The sequence below is a fragment of the Acinetobacter sp. ANC 4862 genome (genome assembly GCF_004336635.1).
Classification (GTDB): Bacteria; Pseudomonadota; Gammaproteobacteria; order Pseudomonadales; family Moraxellaceae; genus Acinetobacter.
The window spans coordinates 1-18,581 of sequence record NZ_SJXH01000005.1 but is presented as its reverse complement, the minus strand read 5'-3'; the positions used below and the strand labels follow the sequence as shown (position 1 = coordinate 18,581).

Below are 18,581 nucleotides of genomic sequence, written 5' to 3'. Positions count from 1 at the left end.
CATGTCAAAAATTATTATTAATGATATGACGTTACGTGATGGTATGCACCCAATGCGCCATCAAACTACACCAGAGCAAATGGTTGCGATTGCAACTGCACTTGATGATGCTGGTGTACCTTTAATCGAAGTAACACATGGTGACGGCTTAGGCGGTAACTCTGTGAACTACGGTTTTGCAGCTGCAACGGATGAAGAATATTTAACAGCGGTTATTCCAAAGCTTAAACAAGCCAAAGTATCTGCGCTTTTAATTCCGGGTATTGGTACGGTTGACCATTTGAAAATGGCTCACGATGTAGGTGTAGCAACCATTCGTGTTGCAACCCACTCTACAGAAGCGGACGTTTCTGAACAGCATATTACTGCTGCGCGTAAACTTGGCATGGACACTGTGGGCTTCTTAATGATGGCTCACATGGCGACTCCAGAAAAACTTTTGGAAGAAGCTCAAAAAATGGTGTCATACGGTGCAAACTGTATCTATGTTACTGACTCTGCGGGTTATATGCTTCCGCAAGACGTAACTGACCGTGTGGGTATTTTACGTGCCAACTTGGCTTCAGACATCGAAATCGGTTTCCATGGTCACCATAACTTGGGTATGGGCGTTGCGAATTCTGTGTCAGCGGTTCAAGCGGGTGCAACCCGTGTCGATTTGGCTTCTGCTGGTTTAGGTGCAGGCGCAGGTAATACGCCACTTGAATTGTTTGTTGCGGTTGCTAACCGTATGCAAATGGAAACAGGTGTGGACTTGTTCAAAGTTCAGGATATTGCTGAAGAACTGATTGTTCCAATGATGCAGCAACCAATTCGTGCAGACCGTGATGCAGCAACTTTAGGTTATGCAGGTGTTTACTCATCATTCCTGTTGTTTGCTAAACGTGCTGAAGCGAAATATGGTGTTTCTGCTCGTGAAATTCTGATGGAATTGGGTCGCCGTGGTACGGTTGGCGGTCAGGAAGACATGATTGAAGACTTGGCATTGACCATGTCTAAAGCCAAAGAAGCTCAAGCTTAAATTTAAAATTTTTCTTTTAAATTAAGTTCTAAGAAGCACCCCGTTGAGGGTGCTTTTTTTATGGCTAAACATTGTTATTTATAGATAAAAAATATCATAAAATATATAAAATATATTAAAATAATCAATTATTTAAGATACTTTAAAAACTGCTTAAACCTAAAAACGATTAATAAGAAAAATTTAACGCCCAAAAGCTGATATTTTCTTAAAAATAAACACGGGAACAAGGCTTTAAGAATAATGAAATAAATTTAGGGAAAAATATCTTATTGCTTAAAGTTCTTAACAATCGTTGATGGCGAATCTTAAAACATAAAAAAGCCGGATGAATGCGCTTAATCTTAATACTCTGGTCTGATTTTTTTTGGCTGCATTGTTGAGCATGATGGTGTCATAGCTTAATTTGATCACTGGGAATGAGCCATGCGTCGTCAAACACTATGGATAGCAATCTGTGTTGCTGCTGCAACACTAGGTACAACTGCAACGAATGCAGAATTTATCGACGATAGCCAAGTCCAATTAAAATTCAAAAATTTCTATCTTGATCGTCAGATTGCAGCAACACCAGATAAAAACTGGGGTTCATGGTCTCAAGGCATTACCCTGGATGCAAAATCGGGTTATCAGGATATTGGTGGCGGCATTCAAGTGGGTGCAGACCTTTTGGTACAGCACGCATTTAAATTGAATGGTCGTGATAAAAATGCCGACTTCGTGTTGCCGCATGATGGTAAAGAGTCAAAAGACAGCTTCGGTAAAGTGGGCGCGACTTTAAAAGCCAAGGTTTCACAAACTGAATTGAAAGTCGGTGAATTATTACCGGTATCTCCAGTGCTGGTCTTCGATCCATCGCGTCAGTTGCTGACGACTTTTAGCGGTGCATGGTTAGAGTCTAAAGAGATTAAAGACACCAAACTGACTTTGGCTTATATTGATAAGATCAATAACCGCTATGACAACCAGTTCCGTGATTTGACTTTATTTACTGCACCAAATAAACAACTGCCAAATAATAAAATGGGGCATTTTGATAATGGTCCAGCATCTGATGGTATGTGGATTGCGGGTGTAGATCATCAATTCAACAAAGAGATTGGTGCAAGCTACTGGTATGCAGATGTAAAAGACATCTATCAGCAGCATTATTTAGGTGCGAATTACAAAACTACATTAGGTGAAAAAGCCAAATTAGACAGCCATATCCGTTACTTCGATAACTCGGATTCGGGCAACAAGCTGTATGGTCCAATTGATAACCAGGCATTATCTGTTGGCGCAAAAGTTAATTACGGCGCACACACAGTCGGGTTGGGCTATCAGCAAATGTTTGGTGACAGTGCTTTCCCGACATTGGGCGGCTGGGTGCCACAACCTTATCTTGTAAACTGGGGTGTTGCGACTTTCACTGCGATTGATGAGAAATCCGTAGGCTTAACTTATGGTTATGACTTCTCTGAATTGGGTGCAAAAGGCTTAAATGCAACTGCGGTATACATGATGGGCTTTGATGCTGAAGCAAATAGCAAGAAAAACCAGGATTCGGATGAGCTTAACTTAATCCTGAATTACACAGTACCTGAAGGTAAGTTGAAAGGTTTAGGCTTCCAAGCGATGTATATCGATGCTGACTTCGATTATAAATCTGACCTTAAGGAATATCGTGTAGCAACCACCTATACCTATAAGTTCTAAATCATTGCATGAAAAAAGAGCGACTGCTGAGCAGTCGCTCTTTTTTTTTGAGTTCACAATATTTTGGCTTGAAATACCTTAAGCAAATTATGGGTATGATTTTATTTTAATTGCATAAAAACAAAGACATAAATAATCGTTTTTTTATAGGGTTTGATCGTAAATTTGTATCAGTTTGCAGGTCTTGAACGGTTAATATAAAGATGTAAAAAGTCATTTTAATGAGTCAACTTGACGTCGAATTCTTGTAATAGAGGGACACGCAAGCGAAAGACTGTAAGAGGAATCAATATGAGCACTGTTCAAATCCCTGACTATCAAACAGATCCATTCTTTGGCTTAGAAGACAAATGGATTGAAACCGCTGAAGGCGAGTTGACGCATTACCACGAAATTGGTGAAGGTACACCTATTCTATTTTTACACGGTTCAGGTACAGGCGTATCTGCTGCTGCAAACTGGTGGTTAAACTTGCCACAAATTGGTGAGCAAGCGCGTTGTATCGCAATTGACACTATCGGTTATGGTCAAAGTGTGGTTGCGCCGGGTACTGCTTACGGTATCCGCGCTTGGGTTGATCATGCGGTTCGTACTTTAGATGCACTTGGCATTGAAAAAACCTGGTTAGTTGGTAACTCTTTGGGTGGCTGGTTAGCATTCCAGATGGCACTTGATTACCCTGAACGTGTTTTGGGGATAGTGTCTATGGGTACTGGCGGTGCTAAACAGACTGCTGCACTTAAAGCGCATGCAAATCCAGTGCTTACCGAAGAGGGGATCAAAAAAACCCTTTCTATGTTCGTGGTGAACAAAGACTTGATCACTGATGAACTGGTTAAAGTACGTTTTGATTCTGCAAAAAATGATTACGCGTCTGACCGTCTAATGGACGTGGTTGGCGCACGTGACCGTGACCGTTTCGAATTTCCGCTTGATTTCGAAAAAATGAAAGAAATCAACGTTCCTGTACTGTTGATTCATGGCGTACAAGATGTGGTAATTCCTGTATCTCGTTCATGGGATATCTTGAACATTGTTCCGCATGCTGATGCACACATTTTCAGCCAATGTGGTCACTGGTCTCAAGTTGAAAAATCTGAAGAATTTAATACTGTAATTAAAAATTATTTAACAGCTCGTGGTGTTTAATCACGCTGTATAAATGAAATGAAAAAGGATGACGACAGTCATCCTTTTTTTATGCCTTTAATTAAGTCCTAACAATTAAGTGCTAATAAAGTTAGCTGTGACATTGATACTGATGGCCAAAATAGTGGTGTTAAATCCATACGCCAACAGCAAGTGTAAAGTATTTAATACCCGCATGGATTGGGTGGTAATCGAGACATCCGCTGTTTGCGCTGAAGTTCCTACCACATAACTGAAATACAAAAAGTCAGGATAGGTCGGCTGTGGTGACTTGGGAAAATCCAGTCCGCCATCTTTATGTTTTTCTAAGGCCAGATAAAAGTCATGGGCATAATGAATCGCAAAGATGGTATGCATAAAAAACCAGGCAGAACTAATGGTGAGAATGGATAAAACTAAGTGACCTGTTCGAATGGCGGTATCTGCGGGTAAATGATTAATTTCAATAACGATGGCAATAAAACACATGATTAAAGTCATGATCACTAGGAGTAAAATCAGCCATTTACTGGCATCTTGTTGCCGTGCTCGTTGCAAAATATTTGTATGTTCTGTATGCCATAATTGCTTTAGGGTTAACAATAAATAGCCATAAATTGCGATATTCCAGCTGATTAAAAGACAGGTAGACCAACCCCATGAGCTCAGCCAGTGCAAAATATAATAGAAAATAGCGATGGCAGGGAAAGTAAAAAAGAAATAAGGATGGTATCGAACACCTACTTTTATACGATGCAGCGGGTCTATTTGCATAATCTTCCCTATATTGGTCTTTATTTTTTACAAATATTTTAAAAAGGTTGTGCTGGGCTTATTAGACTTAAGTTGTAATTTTCTAATTATGAGATATTTTTATAAATGAGTGAAAGAAAGGTTATACGTTATTTCCCATAATGAGGGGCTTTAAAATGGTGAATTTTTATAAGACTTCAGTCTAATGTGATAGAAAAATAATCAAAATGGTGCAAAAAAAGACACCATTATTTATCAGAAAAATAATGGTGCGCTCAATTGAAAAAGTGAATGTATAAAAAATTGATCAATCGCGATTGATATTCAGGTAAAACACTCGGGTCAGTAATTCAATAAATTTCTGCACAGCGACAGAGCTACTGTTTTTGTGGTAACTCACATAGAGGTCGAGGTAAGGAAGCTCAACATCTAGCGTACGAATGACAGAATTACTGGTGGTCAATGGGGCAACATAACCCGGCAAAATGGTACAACCCAGTCCCATTCCTACAGAGTTGATGTTAAACAAGATGTTGTCTGCTTTTTGTACAATGTTGAATTCAATTCCATTGGCTTTGGCAAAATCCAGAATCGCATTGTGTAGCGTTAAAGACTGTTCAGCCGCAGGAATAATAAAATCGATCCCATTCAATGCCTTAACTGGAATGCGCTCATACTTCGCCAAAGGATGGTTTTCTGGCAAAATAAAGATAAGTGGTTCACGTAAAACAAATAAACTTTCTATTTCATCACTATTGGAATTGTGTCGGGTAAACGTGACATCCAGTTCACCTTTCTTCAATAGTTTCATCTGCTCATTGTTGTTTAGACTGAGCAATTCAATTTTTAAATCCGGGTTTTGCACCCGTAAATTCGGTAGTACATAGGGAAAAATTTTCATTTCCGCTACAGGTACAAAACCAATCCGCAGCATTTGCTGTTTGGCTTGCGAGACCTGACGTGCCATGGCAATGGCTTTGTCTGCCTGTGCCAGCGTCAAACGGGCTTGTTCTAGAAATACCGCGCCTTCTTCCGTGAGTTCAACTTTCCGTTTGGTACGATAGAGCAGTTGTACGCCTACATCTTCTTCAAGGTCTTTGATTTGCTGACTTAAAGAAGGTTGGGCGGTATAAAGCTTTAACGCAGCTTTACTAAAGTTCAGTTCTTCTGCAACGGTGATAAAATATCGAAGATGTCGTAATTCCATATAACCAGTCCAATGAGTAATCCAAAAAATGTCTTACTATAATTTGGAGGAAGTATAATCTATAAACAACTATTCCGTGAAGATGATTCTGCCATTTAGAAAATAAATGGTCTTGCATTTTTCATGACGATTTTAATATAGGAAATAACGCTACTAATAATCCATAAAATATCTTAATTGAAACAAAAAAAATATTTCACTAAAAGTCACTATAAAACCATTATCCACTAAAAGTTGAGTCTATTTACTTTGTGCCGTTACTGGTCACAGGAGAGCTTTTCATGAGTGGAAAAATTGATGTGCGCGAAATCGACGCTTTAGTCGATGCACAAAATGGACGTATCTCACCGTCGATCTATACAGATCCAGATCTATACGAATTAGAACTTGAACGTGTCTTCGGTCGTACCTGGTTGTTCCTTTGCCATGAGAGCCAAATTCCTAAGGCTGGTGACTTCTTCAATACCTACATGGGTGAAGATCCAATTATTGTGGCACGTCAAAAAGACGGCTCAATCAAAGCATTTTTAAACCAGTGCCGTCACCGCTCTATGCGTGTGAGCTTCGCAGACTGTGGTAATACGCGTGCATTCACTTGCCCATACCACGGCTGGTCTTACGGTATTGACGGTTCATTGAAAGACATCCCGCTTGAAGAGCGTGCTTTCCCGCAAGGCGCATGCAAAGAAAAATGGGGTCTGGTTGAAGTGAACCGTGTTGAGTCTTACAAAGGCTTAATCTTTGCTTGTTGGGATGAAACCACACCAGATTTAATCGAATACATGGGTGACATCGCTTGGTATCTTGATGGTGTATTAGACCGTCGTCCAGGTGGTACTGAAATCATCGGTGGTGTGCACAAGTGGGAAATCGAGTGTAACTGGAAATTTGCAGCTGAACAGTTTGCATCTGACCAATATCACGCATTGTTCTCTCATGCATCTGCGATCCAGGTTTTGGGTGCGAAACCAGATGACGAATCGACCAAGAAATTAGGTGCTGCTCAAACCGCTCGTCCAGTTTGGGAAACGGCTAAAGACGCGATCCAGTATGGTTCACGCGGTCATGGTTCAGGCTTCTTCTTTACAGAAAAACCAGACGCTAACGTTTGGGTAGACGGTGAAGTTGCCAACTACTTCCGTGAAACTTTTGAGGAAGTGAAAGAGCGTCTAGGTGAAGTTCGTGCACTGCGTCTTGCAGGTCACAACACCATGTTCCCAACATTGTCTTGGTTGAACGGTACTGCAACACTTCGCGTATGGCACCCACGTGGTCCAAACAAAACTGAAGTGTGGGCATTCTGTATTGCCGATGCCGAAGCTTCGCAAGAAGTGAAAGAAGCATTTGAACGTTCTGCAACGCGTGCCTTTGGTCCTGCCGGTTTCCTAGAGCAAGATGACTCTGAGAACTGGATTGAAATCCAAAAAGTTTTACGTGGTTATAAAGCACGTAATAACCCACTCATTATGGAAATGGGCTTGGGTAACGAGAAAAAACGTGAAGATGGTATTCCAGGGATTACCAACTACATTTTCTCTGAAACTGCAGCACGTGGTATGTACCGCCGTTGGGCAGATTTGTTGATCCATGAAAAATGGGAAGACGTAGAAAAAGCAGCTGACGAATACGAGAAGGAGCTAATGAAATGAGTCAGATCAGTTTAGAACTTCATCATCAAATTAGTCAGTTTCTCTATCGCGAAGGAAAAGCACTAGACGACTGGAAATTCCGTGATTGGCTGGATATGTTGGCAGAAGATATTTCTTATACGCTACGTACCACGCCAAATGCACAAACCCGTGACCGTCGCCGTTCAGTTGAACCACCGACGACTTGGGTATTCAACGACACCAAAGATCTTTTAGAACGTCGTGTTGCGCGTCTTGAAACCGGTATGGCTTGGGCGGAAGAGCCTCCATCACGTACTACTCACATGGTGAGCAACGTGATTGTCGAGCCAACTGAAGTTGAAGGCGAATACGATGTGTACGTAACGTATTTGTTATACCGTACGCAAAAAGAGAAAGACGTAACGATTTACTGTGGTAAGCGTCACGACAAGATCCGTAAAGTTGAAAGTGATTTGGGCTTCCAGATTTTCAACCGTAAAATTACGTTAGATCAAGTGACCTATAACTCACACAACCTGAGTGTATTCTTCTAATGAATAAGATTTTTGTTTGTCAAGTTGATGAATTGGACGAAGGCGAAGCGCTAAAAGTAGATTGCGGCGTAAACGGTATTGAAGCACTGGCAGTGTTCAACAATGGCGGAGAGTTCTTCGCCATGAATGACCGTTGTTCACATGGTAATGCTTCTATGTCTGAAGGTTATCTTGAAGATGATGGTACGGTTGAATGCCCATTGCATTCAGCACGTTTCTGCTTGAAAACAGGTGAAGCTTTATGTCTACCTGCAACTGATCCAATCCAAACTTTCCCTGTGATTGTTGAAGATGGTCAATTGTTCGTAGAGATGGCAGGAGAGTAATCATGGGTTGGCTAGAAGGCGAAGTTGCACTTATCACTGGTGGCGGTTCAGGTCTGGGTTGGGCTTTAGTTGAGCGATTCCTTGAAGAAGGTGCGCAGGTTGCAGTATTGCAACGTTCACAAGCTAAAGTGGATGCTTTGAAAGAACACTTTGGTGACAAGATTGTTGCAATCGCTGGTGATGTTGCCAACTATGAAGACAATGTCCGTGCTGTTCAAGCGACCGTTGAGCGTTTTGGTAAGCTTGACTGTTTCGTGGGTAATGCCGGCATCTGGGATCACTACGCTGATATCGTGAATACCTCTGGCGAGCAGCTGGAAAAAGCCTTTGATGAAATCATGGGCATTAACACCAAGTCGTTAATTCTTGGTGCCAAAGCTGCGCTGGACGAGTTAGTGAAATCTGAAGGTTCAATCATCTTCACATTGTCTAACTCGGCGTTGTATTCAGCGGGTGGTGGTCCGGTCTACACTGCATCTAAACATGCGGGCGTGGGCATCATGAAAGAACTTGCTTATGAACTTGCACCGAAAGTGCGAGTCAATGCAGTTGCCCCATCAGGCATGAACGTGAATATCAAAGGTGCGGCGTCATTAGGTCAGGAAAATCTTGGTCTGCTGGATGCTCGTGATCCTGAGAAAATTGCCCGTGGCATGCCGTTGAATTTCTTACCAGAACCTGAAGATATGACTGGTTCTTATGTATTGCTGGCGTCTCGTGCCAATAACCGTCCACTGACTGGTGTTTTAATTAACGCTGAATGTGGTTTGGGTATTCGTGGTTTACGTCAGCCGCGTGCAGGTTTCTTTGAAGACTAAATCTTTAAAGAGTTAAAGCGTTTAAATACAAAGAACTATACTCGGCAGCCTTTTGGCTGCCTTCCGTTTAGGAGTCAAACATGGCCGTTAAACTTATTTGTGCCTCACACAGCCCATTAATGGAATTTGCTTCGCCACAACGTGCAGAACAGGAAACCAATGTTCGTGCCGCGTTTGAGAAAATGGCAGCTGAAGTCAAAGCCTTTGATCCAACTTTAATTATTACTTTTGGACCCGACCATTTTAACGGTTTCTTTTACGACTTAATGCCAAGTTTCTGCGTGGGTATTCGTGCCACAGCCGCAGGCGACTGGAATTATGGTGCAGAGAACAACAAGATTAATGTGCCTGAAGATACTGCGCTTGCCCTTGTGCGTCGCGTATTGGATGAAGGGGTAGATGTTGCCTATTCTTACCGCATGCAGGCCGATCATGGTGTGACTCAACCTTTGCATTTCCTGTGCGAGGGTCAACTTGATCGTTATTCTACGATTCCGGTATTTATTAATGGTGCAGCAGCGCCTATGCCAACCACGAAGCGTACTGTGGCTTTAGGTCGCGCGATTGGTCAGTTCATCAAATCTTTAAATCTTGAAAATGAACGTGTACTTATTTTAGGAACGGGTGGTCTTTCGCATGATCCACCAACACCGCAAATGGGTTCTGTTCCGCCTGAAGTGGAAGAATTCCTGATTTGTGGTCGTAATCCTAGTCCCGAAGCACGTACAGCACGTCAAGCGAAAGTCATTGCAGTCGGTCAAAAACTGGCAGCAGGGGATACCTCTGTAGCCGTGCCTTTAAATGCTGAATGGGATATCGCATTGCTTGAAACCTTCAAGAATGCCGATTTCGCAGCGATTGAAGCGATGACTGAAGCCGAAATCCGCCGTGAAGGTGGCCGTGGTGGTCAGGAAGTTCGTTCATGGATTGCAGCATTTGCAGCACTCTCTGAATTGGGCGAATACGAAATGACGACTCAGGTCTATGAAGCAATCAGTGAATGGATTGCGGGCTTCGGCATCGTATCTGCAGAATTAAAAGGGTAAAGTACATGAGTAACATCGAAACCATCGTTATTGTAGGTGCAGGTCAAGCCGGTGCCAGCGCCATTTTAGAACTTCGTGGCAACAAGTACGAAGGCAAAATCATTTTGGTAGGCGATGAAACGCATCTTCCTTATGAACGTCCGCCTTTATCTAAAGATGTGATTTTAAAGCCTGAGGAAACCAAGATTGAAATTCTGTCAGAACAAAAACTGGCTGATTTGAATGTTGAAGTGATTCGTGGCAATGGCGTGGTGAAAATCAACGCGGAAGCGCACAGCATTGAACTTAAAAATGGCGATGTGGTTGCTTACGACAAATTGCTGCTTGCAACCGGTGGTGCAGCGCGTCGTTTACCGAACTTTGATGCTTTGGGTAAACACGTTTATACCTTGCGTAACCTTGAAGATTCACAAGCGCTGGTTCCTGTGCTTCAAGCCGGTCAACGTATCTTGCTCATCGGTGGTGGTGTGATTGGTCTTGAACTTGCATCATCTGCACGTTTCAAAGATTGCCAAGTGACTGTGATTGAACAGGGTCCAATGGTGATGGGTCGTTGTTCACCACGTATCCTGAGCGAATTTTTGCTTGAACAGCACCGTGCCAAAGGTGTGGATGTTCGTCTTGAAACCAAGATTTCAGATTGCCGACTTGATGGCGAAGAAGTGGTTGTTACCCTCGAAGGTGGCGAAGAACTTCGCGCTGATGCGGTGGTTTACGGTATCGGGATCGTGCCAAATGCTCAGCTTGCAGTGGCTGCAGGTCTTGACGTTGACTCTGCGATTAAAGTCAATGAAAACTGCCAGACTTCAAATGCTGACATTTATGCAGCAGGCGATGTGGCAACTCAACTTCGCGCAGATGGTCAATACCGTCGTGTGGAGACTTGGGAAAATGCCAACCTGCAAGCCGGTATTTTCGCACGTCACGTGATGGGCGTTGAACATCCGAAAGCCAATCCAGCTTGGTTCTGGACGGATCAACTGGATATCAATTTCCAGTTTGTCGGTGATATGGCTGCGGCTCAATGGCTGGTTCGTGGTGAAATGGATGCAGCCAAAGGCGCAGACAATTCATTCGTGATGTATGGTGTGACGGATGGTCAAATCGTTGCAGGCATTACCGTTAATGCTGCGAAAGAAATGCGTCATTTGAAAAAAATGATCAGCAAAAATACTGCTTTCGAAGCTGAAAAACATTTAGATTTGGCACAAGATTTACGCAAGATTGCTTAAGTTTTAGTTTGCCCAATCCGGAACAGACCTCTGCTTTGCTCAGGTCTGTTTTTTATGCGCGAAACTTGATGAATTTATCCAAAATTAAAGCTTCATCTCAGAATGAATTCGCTATACGCTATTTCCGAAGTTGCTGATCCAGAACTTCTTGGCCTCGTTTAGGAGACTTATGAGTTCTTCATCTTCATTGCCGGTGACGGCAAGTATTTATGCCTTACTGGTTCTGATTTGGGCGACTACACCACTGGCGATTGTCTGGAGCGTGCAGGAAGTTCATCCCATGTGGGTGCTGATTATCCGTTACTTCGGGGCATCCATTATTGCGCTGTTTTTATTGAAGCTGATGCGTGATCCGTTGCCGTTTGACCAGACTTCCATGAAAAGTTATCTGGCGGGGAGCTTAAATTTAATTGGTGCACAGCTGTTTATCTATCTAGCTGCCAATTATCTGACTTCAGGTTTGATGGCACTGATTTTCGGTTTCTCACCGTTGATTGCAGGCTTGATCGGGCATGTGATTTTAAAAACCCAAAAGCTGATCGGGTTGCAATGGCTGGGTATGGCGATTGCCGTTTCAGGTTTAAGCTTTGTTTTTGCCGATTCTGCCGACAGCGAGATCAATCCGATTGGTGTGGTGCTGATGCTGATCAGTATGGTGTCTTATATCAGCTCAATCTTTTGGGTGAAGCAGATTAATGCACCATTAAGTCCGATGTCACAAGCCACCGGTTCACTGATCATTTCAGCGCTAGGCTCGTTGTGTTTATTGCCCTTTATCTGGCAGCACATGCCGACCCAAATGCCGGGCATGCACACCATCATCGGTTTTGTGTTTACCATGATCATGTCTTCAATTGTGGCAATGCTGTGTTACTTCTGGCTGATTCGCCGTTTGGCCGCCTCTACTGTGTCACTGAGTAATGTAATGACGCCCATCATTGCTTTGGTACTGGGTGCAACCTTAAATCATGAGCATATCAGCCCGAATGCTTTTGTCGGCATTGCTGTGGTGATGTTCGGGATTGTGATGTATTTCTGGAAAGAATGGCGCGAGCAGTATTTTTCCAAGCTTTAATACCCGATTTAAAACCAGACTTTGAAATTTAAACAGGGAGCTTCGGCTTCCTTTTTTTTTCGCTATTTAATTTGAGATGCAAAATCGAAAAAAGATTCGCTTTAATATCCATTTTTGGCGACTATGTACTTGAACGATTGTCGAATTTTTAAAACCGGTTTGTGCTCTAAAGAATACAACAACAAAATGTAAAGAATTTATCGTGACAGTTTGGTTAATATGAAATTGGATATAGAGAAAAATCAAATCAATCTATTTGATAACAATAACGGTTGGGACAAACTTGCATGTCTGATTCGAATAAAGTGGTGGTCTATGCAGCTTTGCTTGGTAATTTGGCCATCGCTTTGGTCAAGTTTATCGCAGCCTATATCACCAACAGTTCTGCCATGCTCAGTGAAGCTGTTCACTCGGTTGTCGATACGCTGAATGAAATTTTACTGCTTTATGGTATGAAAAAATCGCAACGCCCGGGAGATGTAAAACATCCCTTTGGTTATGGCCGTGAACTGTATTTTTGGGCATTTATTGTGGCACTGATGGTTTTTGCATTAGGCGCAGTGGTGTCTATTTATCAGGGTATACAACATGTGCGTCACCCTGAAGAAATGCTCAATCCAACTCTAAATTACATTGTTTTAGGCATCGCAATTTTATGTGAAGGGGCATCCTGGTTTGTGGCCTTAAAAGCCTTTCGTAAAATTAAAGGCAAGGAAGGTTACTTTGAGGCTTTTCGTCGTAGCAAAGATCCCACGACCTTCACGGTTTTGTTTGAAGATACTGCAGCTTTATGTGGTCTGTTCATTGCCTTAATCGGAATTTATTTAGCACACACATTAAATATTCCAGAGTTAGATGGTGTTGCTTCAATCCTGATTGGGATTGTATTGGCAGTCTCGGCTATTTTACTGGGACGAGAAACCAAGGGTTTATTACTGGGTGAGACGGCGGCTCCTGAGTTACGTAATAATATCTTGCTGATTGCTCAGGAAGATGTAGCTGTGCTCTCTGCCAATGGCGTGTTGACTGAACAGATGGGGGCACATCAGGTAGTGGCATCTTTAAGTCTGGAGTTTGAAGACAATTTAAGTTCGGATGACATTGAAGCCTGTGTCAACAGAATTGAAGCGAAAATCAAACAGATTCATCCTGAAATTGTGGCATTGTTTATTAAGCCGCAAACAAAACAGGTGTGGTTGGAACGTATGAAAGGACGTTTGGAATAAAAACGTGCTATATATGGCGCAATATTCAAAATATCGGATTTTGAATATTTAGGTCAGACTAAGAAATTGAATGTACATGAAGCAGAAGACTGAACAATTACACTTTCAACTCCCCACCCAAGACTGCTGGTCACATATCTGGCGTCAACCGGCATTCAAATTTATGTATTCGAATCACCACAATGGTGAGCGATTCTTGAATAGCTTGCCGCGTCCTGAAGGGCCTAGACGTGCCGATCTCTTTAAATGGCTGATCACGCGTAAGTCATCCACCTGGAAGATGGATGTAAATAATAATGAGCATGCTGAATCTGCTCCGGCGAAACGGGCGATTCCACAAGATCGTCCAGAGGCCAGCATCGACGACTGGAAAGTATGGTTTGTGGGGCATGCGACTGTACTGTTGCAGATCGGGCCATATAACCTGCTCACCGATCCGGTGTGGGGGGAATATGCCAGTCCTAAACAGGGTAAAGGTCCAAAACGGGTCATTCCCGCAGGAATTGCCTTGGAAGAGTTGCCGACCATTCATGCAGTGTTGCTTAGCCATAATCATTATGACCATATGGACCTGACCACTTTGCAGTGGTTGCATGACAAATTTGCTATGCCGATTTATACCGGACTGGGCAATTCATGGTATTTGCCAAAAAGTTTTCATGTACTGGAAATGGACTGGTGGCAATCGTCTTTATTACATGACTTAAAAATTATTTATACTCCGGCACAACATTTCTCGGGTCGCGGCTTGCGTGATCAGAATCGGGCGCTGTGGGGTGGTTTTTCAGTGCTTGCTGGACAAGATCACTGCTTCTTTGCCGGAGATACCGGTTATTCACCGCATTTTAAAGAGATCCAGAGTCGTTTGGGTGCACCGCGTATTTCATTGTTACCGATTGGTTCCTATGAGCCACGTGAGTTGATGCGTTATATGCATCTGAATCCGCAGGATGCTTTTCAGGCGCATCAGGATTTACGTTCCAAATGTTCTCTTGCCATTCATTATCGAACCTTTCAACTGACCGATGAAAGTCGGGAGCAACCTGAACTGGATTTAAAAGTTGCGATGAAAAATACTTCTAAATTGATGACGCCATTTATCTGTGTACGGGAAGGGCGACGTTTGGTGGTTTGATTTTTTTAAGCTTGCTGTTTGCTCAAATTTAAAAGTTGAATAGCAATCATTGAAAGGGCGATCATGGCAATATTCATCACTACTGGATTAAATGCAGTGGTGAGCTGTAAGGGATCTGTAAACATAATGAGCAGTAATAATCCGCTCAGACCCAAAATATTAAGCTGATGGATAAAGGCTGCTTTTTGCCAAATCAGAAAAGTACAGCCAAACATAATTTCAATCATGCCCGATAGGGCAACAGCTATTTTCGCTAAATGCAGTTCTAACCCGATTGTTTGCCAAATAGCTATTTCAGCACTGGACTGAAATAGAATTTTTGGTACGAGCCCTTGATAAATCCAAAGAACAGCAAGCGTGATCTGAATGAGTCGAAGTGGTTTATTTAACAGAAGCTTATGATTCACGAATAGCTTGCTCCAAAAAATGACTTTTATTTTCAGCGGATGGGAGCAAGCAGTAATCGGTTGTTCCAAAAAGCTGATAGCGATTTAAGGCTACACGTCTGTAGAGAAAATCCCGGATAAAATGTGGGACGAGATAACCTAAATTCATCAGGGAAAATGGCAGGCCGAGATGCTGCATGACTTTAAGCAGTGCGGTTGATTCTGTATAAAGCTGACCCTTAAGAATGACCACCATCGTAGTGTAGTGTGTGGTAGACATGCCGTAATGTTGAAGAATTTCTTCACCTAAAGGTGATTGGGCAGACACTAATTTAAATTTTGAATGTTTATCGTATTTGATTAAAAAAATTTGCCTAGCCATTGCATATGACACAAATTGCATCAAATAAAATAATGTCATGTTGTTGGATGATGTGCTCAATCTTATTTTGCATAGGTTTAGGCGCTATTTTATTGAGTTATAAATTACTAGGATGGGTCTATATTGTATACAGCTTAATGCTTTGATCATCAGATTGTAAATCCAAAATGTAAAGTCATTTTTAGAGGGATTATCAGTATTGTTGTTGGTCAAAATTATTATCAAACTATGAAAAAATTCTTTTTTTATAGGTACTTTAAATATAGCTTTAGAGATGCGATTGTAACTTTTTAAATTTAAAAAATCTTTTTTTCCTAATATCTTAGATAGAGGAAAACGATGGTTTCTATTTGTAAAATCAGCTTTAGCTAGGCATCAAAACAGGCTATGTTGAAAAGGTAAAATTACATTTAACGGTTCATTACAATAATCACTTAATGATTCAATTTGGAGTTTAGACATGACAGACGGTTCACAAGCGACAGGGAAATGTCCATTCCATCAACAGGGCGGACATAGCAGTGCGACTGATTCAAATACGAATTGGTGGCCCAACGCTCTAAATCTCGACATTCTTTCCCAACACGACAAAAAAACCAATCCAATGGATCCGGACTTTGATTATGCCAAGGCATTCAATTCACTGGATTTAGAAGCAGTAAAACAAGACCTCCGTGAGTTAATTAATAGCAGCCAAGACTGGTGGCCTTCAGACTGGGGCAGCTATATTGGCATGTTTGTACGTACCGCATGGCACTTGGCGGGTTCTTACCGCAAGCAGGATGGTCGTGGTGGTGCGAACACCGGTAACCAGCGTTTTGCACCATTGAACAGCTGGCCAGATAACGTCAACACCGACAAAGGTCGTCGCCTGCTTTGGCCAATCAAACGTAAATACGGCAACAAAATTTCATGGGGCGATTTGATCATCTTGGCAGGTACAGTGGCCTACGAAGAAGCCGGTCTGAAAACCTTCGGTTTCGGTGGTGGTCGTACTGATATTTGGGCGCCTGAAAAAGACATTTACTGGGGTGAAGAGCGTGAATGGCTCGCACCGACTGAAAACCGTTACGAAAATGATGAAGACCGTTCAACCCTAGACAATCCGCTTGCTGCCGTGCAGATGGGCTTGATCTATGTGAACCCTGAAGGTGTAGACGGCAAGCCGGATCCATTACGTACCGCCCAAGACATGCGTGTCACTTTTGACCGGATGGGGATGAATGACGAAGAAACCGTGGCATTGACCGCTGGTGGTCATACCATAGGTAAAGCACATGGTAACGGTAAAGCAGAACTTTTAGGTGCGAATGTTGAAAGCGCAGATGTTGAATTTCAAGGTCTGGGTTGGCATAACCCTGAAGGTACAGGCAATGCCGGCAATACCATGGTCAGTGGTCTGGAAGGGGCTTGGACCACCCATCCAACCAAATGGGACAACGAATACTTCTATCTCTTGTTCACTTACGACTGGGCATTGACCAAGAGTCCGGCAGGCGCGAACCAGTGGGAACCGGTCAATATCAAAGAAGAAGACAAGCCTGTTGATGCGCACAACCCGAATGTACGACGCAACCCGATGATGACAGATGCCGATATGGCACTGAAGGTCGACCCTGAGTACCGCAAAATTTCTGAGCGTTTCTATAATGATCCTGCTTATTTTGCTGAAGTGTTTGCGCGTGCATGGTACAAGTTGACTCACCGTGACATGGGACCAAAATCCCGTTACTTGGGTGCTGATGTGCCGAACGAAGATTTAATCTGGCAAGATCCGATTCCATCTGTGAACTACGTGCTGTCTGAAGCTGAAATTGACGAACTCAAAGCGAAATTGTTAAACAGCGGTTTAACTTCTGCTGAACTCATTAATACCGCTTGGGACAGCGCGCGTACTTTCCGTGGTTCAGACTATCGTGGTGGTGCGAATGGTGCTCGTATCCGCTTGGCACCGCAAAAAGACTGGGTCGGTAACGAACCTGAACGTCTGGCTAAAGTGCTGGCGAAACTTGAAGAAATTCAGGCAGGTCTTGAGAAGAAAGTCAGCCTTGCAGACTTGATCGTACTCGGTGGTACGGCTGCGGTGGAAAAAGCGGCTCAGGCTGCGGGCGTGGATATTAAGGTTCCATTCCTTCCAGGACGAGGCGATGCAACTCAAGAGCAAACTGATGCGTATTCGTTTGACGATTTCGAACCTAAAGCAGATGGTTTCCGTAACTGGTTGAAAGACGACTATGTAGTACAGCCTGAAGAAATGTTGTTAGACCGTGCGCAATTGCTTGGTTTGACTGCACCTGAAATGACGGTGCTTGTTGGCGGTATGCGTGTACTGGGTACCAATTATGCGGGTGCAAAAGAAGGTGTGTTCACAGACCAAGAAGGCGTGTTAAGTAATGACTTCTTCGTGAACCTGACCGACATGAAGTACAATTGGAAGCCAGTGGGCAAGAACCACTATCAAATCGTAGACCGTGCGACTGGTGCACCTAAGTGGACAGCAACACGTGTGGACTTGGTGTTCGGTTCTAACTCGATTCTTCGTTCATATGCGGAAGTGTATGCGCAAGATGACAACAAAGAAAAATTTGTGAGAGACTTTGTTGCTGCTTGGACTAAAGTGATGAATGCAGACCGTTTTGATGTGAAAAAATAATTTGCATTGAGATGTAAAAAAACCGCTCGAAAGGGCGGTTTTTTAATAAAATGTGGAAATGTCATGTAAAATCTGAATTTTTAGCTACTCAGCTTTTTTACAGATTCTAAGACATTGATATTATTTAACTTATATTGATGTAAGCCCAAAATAGAAATGTCCGGTTTCTCCAAAGTAAAAATGTCCGCTTTTAGAATATGCACTTTTGCGATTTCCTTAGCGGACGGTTTGATATGTTGGTGTCTATGTCGGATAAAGAACTTAAACGATTGTCGGTCTTGCAGGAAATCTGCGATCAACGCATAACTCAATCTCAGGCTGCTCAGCTACT

16 protein-coding genes and 1 pseudogene are annotated in these 18,581 nt (G+C 42.7%); 13 read left to right on the top strand and 4 right to left on the bottom strand.

Annotation, left to right across the window (positions count from 1 at the left end):
- The first annotated feature begins 1 nt into the window (after position 1).
- The 3 genes from dmpG to E0409_RS03485 all read left to right on the top strand — a co-directional run bounded on the left by dmpG (position 2) and on the right by E0409_RS03485 (position 3,868).
- Entirely contained in the window at positions 2–1,021 is a 1,020-nt protein-coding gene (gene dmpG / locus E0409_RS03495; RefSeq protein ID WP_131287662.1) for a 4-hydroxy-2-oxovalerate aldolase, read from the top strand.
- A gap of 426 nt (positions 1,022–1,447) precedes the next feature.
- On the top strand, positions 1,448–2,719 hold the full coding sequence (locus E0409_RS03490; RefSeq protein ID WP_131287659.1) for an OprD family outer membrane porin: 1,272 nt from the start codon (positions 1,448–1,450) through the stop codon (positions 2,717–2,719).
- Between the two features lie 291 nt (positions 2,720–3,010).
- Positions 3,011–3,868 carry an alpha/beta fold hydrolase gene (locus tag E0409_RS03485; RefSeq protein WP_131287656.1) on the top strand — a complete coding sequence of 286 codons (858 nt, stop codon included), beginning with the start codon at positions 3,011–3,013 and terminating at the stop codon, positions 3,866–3,868.
- A gap of 75 nt (positions 3,869–3,943) precedes the next feature.
- On the opposite strand, the gene E0409_RS03480 is transcribed toward E0409_RS03485, so the two are convergent.
- Complete coding sequence (locus E0409_RS03480; RefSeq protein WP_131287653.1) at positions 3,944–4,621, bottom strand: DUF1345 domain-containing protein; 678 nt, start codon at positions 4,619–4,621, stop codon at positions 3,944–3,946.
- A gap of 286 nt (positions 4,622–4,907) precedes the next feature.
- Positions 4,908–5,807: a DNA-binding transcriptional regulator HcaR gene (hcaR, locus tag E0409_RS03475; RefSeq protein ID WP_131287650.1), complete on the bottom strand. Its 900-nt coding sequence runs from the start codon at positions 5,805–5,807 to the stop codon at positions 4,908–4,910.
- Between the two features lie 281 nt (positions 5,808–6,088).
- Between hcaR and hcaE the strand changes: the two genes are divergently transcribed.
- The 9 genes from hcaE to E0409_RS03430 all read left to right on the top strand — a co-directional run bounded on the left by hcaE (position 6,089) and on the right by E0409_RS03430 (position 14,829).
- Entirely contained in the window at positions 6,089–7,456 is a 1,368-nt protein-coding gene (hcaE, locus tag E0409_RS03470) for a 3-phenylpropionate/cinnamic acid dioxygenase subunit alpha (protein ID WP_131287647.1), read from the top strand.
- The gene (gene hcaF, locus E0409_RS03465) at positions 7,453–7,971 is read left to right on the top strand and encodes a 3-phenylpropionate/cinnamic acid dioxygenase subunit beta (RefSeq protein ID WP_067722174.1); all 519 of its coding nucleotides are present in this window, start codon (positions 7,453–7,455) and stop codon (positions 7,969–7,971) included. The genes hcaE and hcaF overlap by 4 nt, the downstream gene beginning before the upstream one ends.
- Complete coding sequence (gene hcaC / locus E0409_RS03460; protein WP_131287644.1) at positions 7,971–8,297, top strand: 3-phenylpropionate/cinnamic acid dioxygenase ferredoxin subunit; 327 nt, start codon at positions 7,971–7,973, stop codon at positions 8,295–8,297. Before hcaF ends, hcaC begins: the two co-directional genes overlap by 1 nt.
- A gap of 2 nt (positions 8,298–8,299) precedes the next feature.
- Entirely contained in the window at positions 8,300–9,115 is an 816-nt protein-coding gene (hcaB, locus tag E0409_RS03455) for a 3-phenylpropionate-dihydrodiol/cinnamic acid-dihydrodiol dehydrogenase (protein WP_131287640.1), read from the top strand.
- Between the two features lie 80 nt (positions 9,116–9,195).
- Positions 9,196–10,161 carry a 3-carboxyethylcatechol 2,3-dioxygenase gene (locus tag E0409_RS03450; protein ID WP_131287637.1) on the top strand — a complete coding sequence of 322 codons (966 nt, stop codon included), beginning with the start codon at positions 9,196–9,198 and terminating at the stop codon, positions 10,159–10,161.
- Positions 10,162–10,166: 5 nt separating this feature from the next.
- On the top strand, positions 10,167–11,393 hold the full coding sequence (gene hcaD / locus E0409_RS03445) for a 3-phenylpropionate/cinnamic acid dioxygenase ferredoxin--NAD(+) reductase subunit (RefSeq protein WP_131287634.1): 1,227 nt from the start codon (positions 10,167–10,169) through the stop codon (positions 11,391–11,393).
- 169 nt (positions 11,394–11,562) lie between these two features.
- Entirely contained in the window at positions 11,563–12,468 is a 906-nt protein-coding gene (locus E0409_RS03440) for a DMT family transporter (RefSeq protein ID WP_131287632.1), read from the top strand.
- Positions 12,469–12,755: 287 nt separating this feature from the next.
- Positions 12,756–13,694 carry a cation diffusion facilitator family transporter gene (locus tag E0409_RS03435; protein ID WP_131287629.1) on the top strand — a complete coding sequence of 313 codons (939 nt, stop codon included), beginning with the start codon at positions 12,756–12,758 and terminating at the stop codon, positions 13,692–13,694.
- 76 nt (positions 13,695–13,770) lie between these two features.
- Positions 13,771–14,829: an MBL fold metallo-hydrolase gene (locus E0409_RS03430; RefSeq protein WP_131287626.1), complete on the top strand. Its 1,059-nt coding sequence runs from the start codon at positions 13,771–13,773 to the stop codon at positions 14,827–14,829.
- Positions 14,830–14,834: 5 nt separating this feature from the next.
- Here the strand turns inward: E0409_RS03430 and E0409_RS03425 are convergent, their stop codons facing one another.
- Positions 14,835–15,236: a DoxX-like family protein gene (locus tag E0409_RS03425; RefSeq protein ID WP_131287623.1), complete on the bottom strand. Its 402-nt coding sequence runs from the start codon at positions 15,234–15,236 to the stop codon at positions 14,835–14,837.
- Positions 15,226–15,670: pseudogene (locus E0409_RS03420) on the bottom strand (thiol-disulfide oxidoreductase DCC family protein). The gene E0409_RS03425 and the pseudogene E0409_RS03420 overlap by 11 nt, the downstream one beginning before the upstream one ends.
- Before the next feature lie 387 nt (positions 15,671–16,057).
- Here E0409_RS03420 and katG point away from each other — a divergent pair.
- Entirely contained in the window at positions 16,058–18,250 is a 2,193-nt protein-coding gene (gene katG / locus E0409_RS03415; RefSeq protein WP_131287620.1) for a catalase/peroxidase HPI, read from the top strand.
- The last annotated feature ends 331 nt before the right edge of the window (positions 18,251–18,581 follow it).